General features: G+C 65.4%; 8 protein-coding genes. 1 reads left to right on the top strand and 7 read right to left on the bottom strand.

The genetic code is table 11. The features are described 5' to 3' along the window. Positions 1–275 precede the first annotated feature (275 nt). Entirely contained in the window at positions 276–476 is a 201-nt protein-coding gene (locus tag V7Q42_RS05405; RefSeq protein ID WP_333822929.1) for a hypothetical protein, read from the bottom strand. A 559-nt stretch (positions 477–1,035) separates the two neighbouring features. Further along, complete coding sequence (locus V7Q42_RS05400; protein WP_333822928.1) at positions 1,036–2,148, bottom strand: polysaccharide deacetylase family protein; 1,113 nt, start codon at positions 2,146–2,148, stop codon at positions 1,036–1,038. A gap of 301 nt (positions 2,149–2,449) precedes the next feature. Here V7Q42_RS05400 and V7Q42_RS05395 point away from each other — a divergent pair, with 301 nt between their 5' ends. Further along, entirely contained in the window at positions 2,450–2,908 is a 459-nt protein-coding gene (locus V7Q42_RS05395; RefSeq protein ID WP_333822927.1) for a Fur family transcriptional regulator, read from the top strand. 6 nt (positions 2,909–2,914) lie between these two features. Here the strand turns inward: V7Q42_RS05395 and V7Q42_RS05390 are convergent, their stop codons facing one another. From V7Q42_RS05390 to purL, 5 genes are all read right to left on the bottom strand, one after another. Further along, positions 2,915–3,382 (bottom strand): hypothetical protein, encoded by a 468-nt coding sequence (locus V7Q42_RS05390; protein WP_333822926.1) that lies wholly within the window; start codon positions 3,380–3,382, stop codon positions 2,915–2,917. Further along, entirely contained in the window at positions 3,383–3,769 is a 387-nt protein-coding gene (locus V7Q42_RS05385; protein ID WP_333822925.1) for an NYN domain-containing protein, read from the bottom strand. It abuts the gene before it with no gap. 147 nt (positions 3,770–3,916) lie between these two features. Next, positions 3,917–4,240 carry a Grx4 family monothiol glutaredoxin gene (gene grxD / locus V7Q42_RS05380; protein WP_333822924.1) on the bottom strand — a complete coding sequence of 108 codons (324 nt, stop codon included), beginning with the start codon at positions 4,238–4,240 and terminating at the stop codon, positions 3,917–3,919. A gap of 64 nt (positions 4,241–4,304) precedes the next feature. After that, positions 4,305–4,538 carry a BolA family protein gene (locus V7Q42_RS05375; protein WP_333822923.1) on the bottom strand — a complete coding sequence of 78 codons (234 nt, stop codon included), beginning with the start codon at positions 4,536–4,538 and terminating at the stop codon, positions 4,305–4,307. Positions 4,539–4,626: 88 nt separating this feature from the next. Then, positions 4,627–6,846, bottom strand: coding sequence for a phosphoribosylformylglycinamidine synthase subunit PurL (gene purL, locus V7Q42_RS05370; RefSeq protein WP_333822922.1), 2,220 nt, complete (start codon positions 6,844–6,846; stop codon positions 4,627–4,629). Positions 6,847–6,865 lie beyond the last annotated feature (19 nt).

Below are 6,865 nucleotides of genomic sequence, written 5' to 3'. Positions count from 1 at the left end.
GTGAATCACGTCAGTAGACGGTCGTCGAGGGCTATCCGCGCACAGGTCTCATCATGCCGAGCCCATGAAGTTCTGACCTGTTCAGAACTTCATGGGCGATGGCAAGCCCGAACGGGCGTCGGCCGGTCAGGCCGTAACGCTGATGAATTTCGGACGAGTCCGAAAATCATCAGCCCGGTATCAGAGGGTCTCTTCGAAAATATCGTGTCTCGGACCGTTCCATCGGTCGGTCGTCGACCCGCGCCGCGACCGCAAGGCCGCCGCGCGGGGAGAGGTCAGAGCGATTTCTCCGCCAGCCGCGAGGCGTGGTCACGCAGGAAGTGTTCGACGTTGTCGCGGCGGAGATGGTCGCGACGGAACAGGAGTTCCATCATCGGGTCGGAGAGGATCTCGGCGAGGCTCGGTTCGACGCGGGGGTCGGTCCAGTCCCGCCGATCCAGGGCTTCGGTGGCGGCGCCACGGATGTCCAGTGTCATGGTGGGTCCTCCTCTGTGGGCCTCGGGGTCCCGTCCTCGGCCCGGCTCGATGGTGTCCTCATGCGGGGTGGCGGTCGTCACACCGACCTTCTCCCCGCCTGCCGTTCATCTGGTGCGCTCCTACGCGGAATGGATGTCACTACGATGAACATGATCATGCAGCCTACGACTTTTGTCCATAGCATCGACGATCCTACGTATTCACATCACCGAATTTCACGAATCTTCGATCACTCGAGCCGAATTCGTCGGCACAAGTCATCGAAACATCGGCATTTCAGCATGAATCGTCGGTGCCCGACACGAAAATTCGATCGAATCGCGAAAGGATCGAAGAAGAATTTTCGGTGGAGCGGAGCGACCACGGTACGGACCGTCGCCGAGAAAAATGGCACGACGATGATCGTTCGGGACCATCGTCGAGGATGGCTCGTACCGGGCTCATGACATTCGGACTCATCCGACTGTCATGAGCGTCACGGCCCGGCCGGCCGACGCCCGTTCGGGCTCGCCTTCGCCGCCCGTGTTTCGAAAAGGCCGAAACTTCGTCAGCTCGGTATCAGTCGAGTTGCTGGTGATGCGGCATCAGCTCGAAGGGGAGACCCGACATCAGCACCTCGACCCAGGCGGTGCGCTGGTAGTGGCCGTTGATCGAGATGCGCGGCAGCGCGGTGAGGTGGTCGAGGTCGCTCGTGCGCAACGTGCCCGGTTCGGTGGTGACGGCGAGGTCGAAGCCGCGGGCGGCGGCGTATTCGCGGATGCCGGCGCTGGCGTGGGAGCCGTAGGGGTAGGCGAAGACGGTCGGCCGGTGGCCGAGGATGGCGGCGACCTCGTCGACGCCGCGCTCGATGTCCTCGACGAGGCGGTCGTGGGAGACGCGCCTGAGGTTGACGTGGCTCCAGGTGTGGGCGCCGATGGTGGCCATCGACGAGGCCGCGAGTTGGCGCAGCTCGGCGGCGTTCATCACCTCCTGGTCGAGGATGGCGGCGGCGGAAATGCCGTGCTCGCCGGCGATGCGGTCGAGGGTGGAGATCGCCCAGTCCTCGTCGACCGAGTTCATCCAGTCGACGACGCGGCGGAAGGTCATCGCCTTGGTGCGGGGGCGGGCGCAGGCGAAGTGCAGCCGGCGGTCACCGGTGTCCCAGAAGAGATCGTCGACGGTGGCGACGACCTTCTCCAGCGTCAGCCACCACACCGTCCGTTCGCGGGTGAGGAAGCCCGAGGTGGCGAAGACGGTGAAAGGCACGCCGTGGCGTTCGAACACCGGGCGGGCGTGGACGAGGTTGTCGCGGTAGCCGTCGTCGAGGGTGAAGGCGGCGAAGCGGGGGCCGCCCTCGGGCGCGGCGAGGCGCGCCGGCACGTCGGCGAGGGGCACCGGCTCGTAGCCGAGCCCGACGACGTGGCGGATCAGCGCGTCGAGGAATTCCGGCGTGATCTCGAGATGGGCGGAGGCGTGGAACGAGCCGGGATCGAAGGGGCGGACATGATGGAGGGTGAAGATCACTCCGCGTCCGCGCAAGCTGTCGGGCGCGAGGCGATGGGCGCGCGTCAGGTGCATCGTCTCGAGCGTCGCCGAAATCGCGACGAATTTGGCGCCGAGCGCGAGATGGCGAGCGTGGTCGCGCAGGGTGAAGGACACCGGAACCGCCGCCGGGGTGCCGGTCGGACGCATCTCGACTCCCCCGTTGTTCCCAGCGCCCACCACTCGGTTCCCTTCGTTCCGGCCGGCGGGCGCACAGGGTGCGGTCCGGTCGATCCTCACCGGCCGTGAATCGCCGAAGAGTCGGCGATCGCAGCCTCTTCGACAGATAGGCCATGGGGGCTGCGAAACCAAGCCGGGAGAGTCGGGGTGGTGAACGCGTCGGTCGCGACGACGGCGGGTGGCGGAGATACGGGCAACTGCGGCGCGGGTCCGGGTGTGCCCGCCGGCGTGAAATGGGCTAGTCTCGCCGCCGACGAGGAGCAGCGAAGCCATGGCGAGACCCGGATCCCGAACCGACGACGCGGTGCTCGAGGTGCTGCGCGAGGCGACGACGCCGATGAGCGCCTATCAGGTGCTCGATCTGTTGCGGCCGCAGGGGGTGCAGTCGCCGCCGGTGGTCTATCGCGCGCTCGAGCGGCTGGTGAAGGCGGGGCACATCCATCGGCTGGAAGGGCTCGGCGCCTATTTCGCCTGCTGCGGACAGGACCACGCCAAGGGCACGGTCTTCGCGGTGTGCACCGCCTGCCACAAGGTCGAGGAATGGTCGGGGGAGGGGATCGACGCCCTGATCGCCTCGCGCGCGACGGAATCGGGCTTCGCCGTTTCGGCGCGGACGATCGAGGTGAGGGGTCTGTGCGCCCATTGCCGCGGCGAGACGGCGGCCGAGGAGGGCGGCCTCCACAGCCACGGCCCGGGGTGTGGCTGCGGGCACGATCCCCACAACCATTGAGAATACTCAGCTGATCGTTTCTCCGACTTTCGCCCTTATGAGGGTGATCACCTCCTCGCGGTATTTTGCGCGCTCTGCCGAGGAAAGGTTTCTTCCGAGTCGAGCCTTCAACTTTCCGAGCATGGGGCGGTCATATTCGGCGGGAATGGAATCGAAATTGTCGTCGATGTATTTGCAGATTTCGGACAGTTTTTCACCGGTTAGGTTGGCAATCACCTCGTCGAAGATCTGTTCCGTAATGCTGGTCGGGGAGGCGGGAGGAAGCGCTACCGTCGTTTCTGTTTGCTTCGAGGGCGTCGCGATCGGCACCGATTCCGACCCTGATACAGAAAGCCAAGTCGATACGATGGCCTTGGTCCATTCGGTCGTGGTGTCGGCTTCCTGAATCAGGTCAGGTGACTGTGAACCGCGTGCCGGTTCAATTCCGAGTAGGTGAATGCGCACGCCGAAGGTCTGGGCGACCTGTACCCCCACTCATATATCTTCGTCACCCGACAGGATCACGGCATCGGTGATGGCTCGGTTGCGCGCCAAGTCGATCAGATCGGTTACGATGAGGCTGTCGACGCCCTTCTGTTCCCCGTGGCTGTTGACCATGCCCAAGCGGAGTTTCACGTCGCGACTGACCGATAGCGTCGATTGTTCGGCATTCAATCGTCCTCCTCGAGTGAGGCCATCATACCAATAGATGCGCAACAGACGGGCATCGGGGGCTGCCTGTTTCGCCAGGCTACTCAGGGCATCGAGCACTCCCGGCAAATTCAGATTGATTTCGTGACGTTTCCGCTTGTTACCGACCGCTGCTACCGATCCCTGCGCGTGAAGATATCCGGCATCGACGAATACGGCGGTCTGCAGCATGGGAATCTCCAAAAGAAAAGGGCGCCCGAAGGCGCCCGTAAATAGGTGGCGACGGCATCGAATAGCTACCGTCGGCACGATCTGCTTCTTACACCTTCGAGAGCGAATGCGCGTTCCGACAATTCTCGTTGCGCTCTTGTCGCCGCCTCAGCCGATCAGGCCCTTGTCCTTGAGCATGGCCTGCAGCTCGCCGGCCTGGAACATCTCGCGGGTGATGTCGGCGCCACCGACGAACTCGCCCTTGACGTAGAGCTGCGGGAAGGTCGGCCAGTTGGAGTAGTCCTTGACGCCCTGACGCAGCTCGTCGGACTCGAGGATGTTGACGCCCTTGAAGGGCACGCCGAGGTGGCTGAGGATCTGCACGACCTGGCCGGAGAAGCCGCACATCGGCATCTTCGGGGTGCCCTTCATGAAGAGCAGGACGTCGTTGGCCTTCACTTCGGCGTCGATGGCGGTCTGGATGTCGGACATCGGCGTGTTTCCTTTCATGCGGCGGGACGAGGGCCCGCGATGGACTCGGAATTCGAACGGGGGATCACGCCGGAGCGCGGGTGGTCAGCGACAGGGCGTGCAGGGGGCCGGCGAGGGCCTCCTTCAGCGCGGCGTTGACCATCTGGTGCTGCTGGACGCGCGACTTGCCGGCGAACTCCGGCGTCACCACCTCCGCGGCCCAATGGTCGCCGTCGCCGGCGAGGTCGGTGATCCGCACGGAAGCCTGCGGAAAGGCGTCCTTGATCAGCTTCTCGATTGCGTCGGCGGTCATCGCCATGCGTCGTCGTCTCCCCTTCGTTGTCCCGATGTCGACGCGATCGTCGCGATGCCGACACCGGGAGGCGTCGATGTCCGGTTCGAGCGGCTCAGACGCCGCTCATGTAACCGGGGAACCAAGATTCGTGCCGATCAATTAGGTCGGTGACGGCGACGTTCAAGTGCTCGCCGATCACGAGGGCGTCACCCCCGACCGCGCCGATGGCGGTGGCCGGGACGCCGGCCATGGCGGCGTCGACGATCAGCTTCGACGCCTCGGCCGGGGAAGCGGTGACGACGTAGCGCGCCTGATCCTCGCCGAAGAGGAAGGCGTGGAGGGCGATGTCGATCTCCGGCAGGAGGATGCGGGCGCCTTTCTTGCCGGCCATGGCCATCTCGGCCAACGCCACCAGGAGGCCGCCGTCGGAGAGATCGTGGGCGGCGGTGACGCGGCCGGCGATGACGGCCTCGCGGACGAAATCGCCGTTCTTCTTCTCGACCGCGAGGTCGACCGGCGGCGGCGCGCCCTCTTCCAGGCCGAAGAGTTCGGAGAGATAGGAGGACTGACCCATCCAGCCGGTGGTCTCGCCGATCAGCACGACGACATCTTCGTCGTGGGCGAAGGCGACGCCGACGGTCTTCGTCACGTCGTCCATCAAGCCGACGGCGCCGATCGCCGGGGTCGGCAGAATGGCGACGCCGTTGGTCTCGTTGTAGAGCGAGACGTTGCCGGAGACGATCGGCATGTCGAGCGCCCGACAGGCCTCGCCGAGACCCTCCAGCGCCTTGACGAACTGGCCCATGATCTCGGGTCGCTCGGGATTGCCGAAGTTGAGGTTGTCGGTCACTGCGACGGGTAAGGCGCCGACGGCGGAGAGATTGCGCCAGCTCTCGGCGATCGCCTGCTTGCCGCCCTCGAAAGGATCGGCCTCGACGTAGCGGGGCGTGACGTCGCAGGTGAAGCCGAGGCCCTTGGCCTTGCCGCCGTTCGGGCGCTCGACGCGGACGACCGCGGCGTCGCCGCCGGGGCGCTGCACGGTGTTGCCCTGGATCAGGTGATCGTACTGCTCCCACACCCAGCGGCGCGAGGAGAGGTTGGGGCTGCCGAGGAGGTCGAGCAACGCCTTGCCGTAGTCGTCGGGGGCCCGGGTCGCCGCCGGATCGAGGACGGGGAGTTTCTTCGGCTCGACCCAGGGGCGATCGTATTCGGGGGCCTGATCGCCGAGGTCCTTGATCGGCAGGTCGGCCATGACGTCGCCGTGGTGCTTGACGACGAAGCGCAACGTGTCGGTCGTGTAGCCGACGATGGCGAAGTCGAGGCCCCACTTACGGAAGATCGCTTCGGCCTTCTCCTCGAGATGCGGATGCAGCACCATGAGCATGCGCTCCTGGCTCTCCGACAGCATCATCTCATAAGCCGTCATGCCCGGCTCGCGGCACGGCACCGCGTCGAGGTTCAGCTCGAGGCCGAGATTGCCCTTGGCGCCCATTTCGACCGCCGAGCAGGTCAGACCCGCGGCGCCCATGTCCTGGATGGCGATGACGGCGCCGGAGGCCATCAGTTCGAGCGAGGCCTCGAGCAGCAGCTTCTCCGAGAAGGGGTCGCCGACCTGGACGGTCGGGCGCTTCTCGGCCGAGTTGTCGTCGAATTCGGCGGAGGCCATCGAGGCGCCGTGGATGCCGTCGCGGCCGGTCTTCGAGCCGAGATAGACCACCGGCATGCCGACGCCCTTGGCCTCCGACAGGAAGATCTCGTCGGCGTCGAGGAGGCCCGCGGCGAAGGCGTTGACCAGACAGTTGCCGTTGTAACGCTTGTGGAAGTTCACCTCGCCGCCGACCGTGGGCACGCCGAAGGAGTTGCCGTAGCCGCCGACGCCGGCGACGACGCCGGAGACGATGTGGTGGGTTTTGGGATGGGCCGGTTCACCGAAGCGCAGGGCGTTCATCGCCGCGATCGGCCGGGCGCCCATGGTGAAGACGTCGCGCAGGATTCCGCCGACACCCGTCGTCGCGCCCTGATAGGGCTCGATGTAGGAGGGGTGATTGTGGCTCTCCATCTTGAAGACGACGGCCTGATTGTCGCCGATGTCGACGACGCCGGCGTTCTCGCCGGGGCCGATGAGGACGCGCTCGCCCTTGGTGGGGAGCTTCCTCAGCCACTTCTTCGACGACTTGTAGGAACAGTGCTCGTTCCACATGGCCGAGAAGATGCCGAGCTCGGTCAGCGTCGGCTCGCGGCCGATCAGATCGAGGATGCGCTGGTACTCGTCCGGCTTGAGGCCGTGTTCGGCGACGAGTTCCGGGGTGATCTTCACTTCGTTCGGGATCATGGGTCCGCCTCGTGAGGCT

Source organism: Pinisolibacter sp. (assembly GCF_036782435.1).
Taxonomy (GTDB): domain Bacteria; phylum Pseudomonadota; class Alphaproteobacteria; order Rhizobiales; family Ancalomicrobiaceae; genus CALBKH01.
The sequence above is the reverse complement of the archived record's forward strand: the minus strand, read 5'-3'. Positions and strand labels throughout refer to the sequence as shown.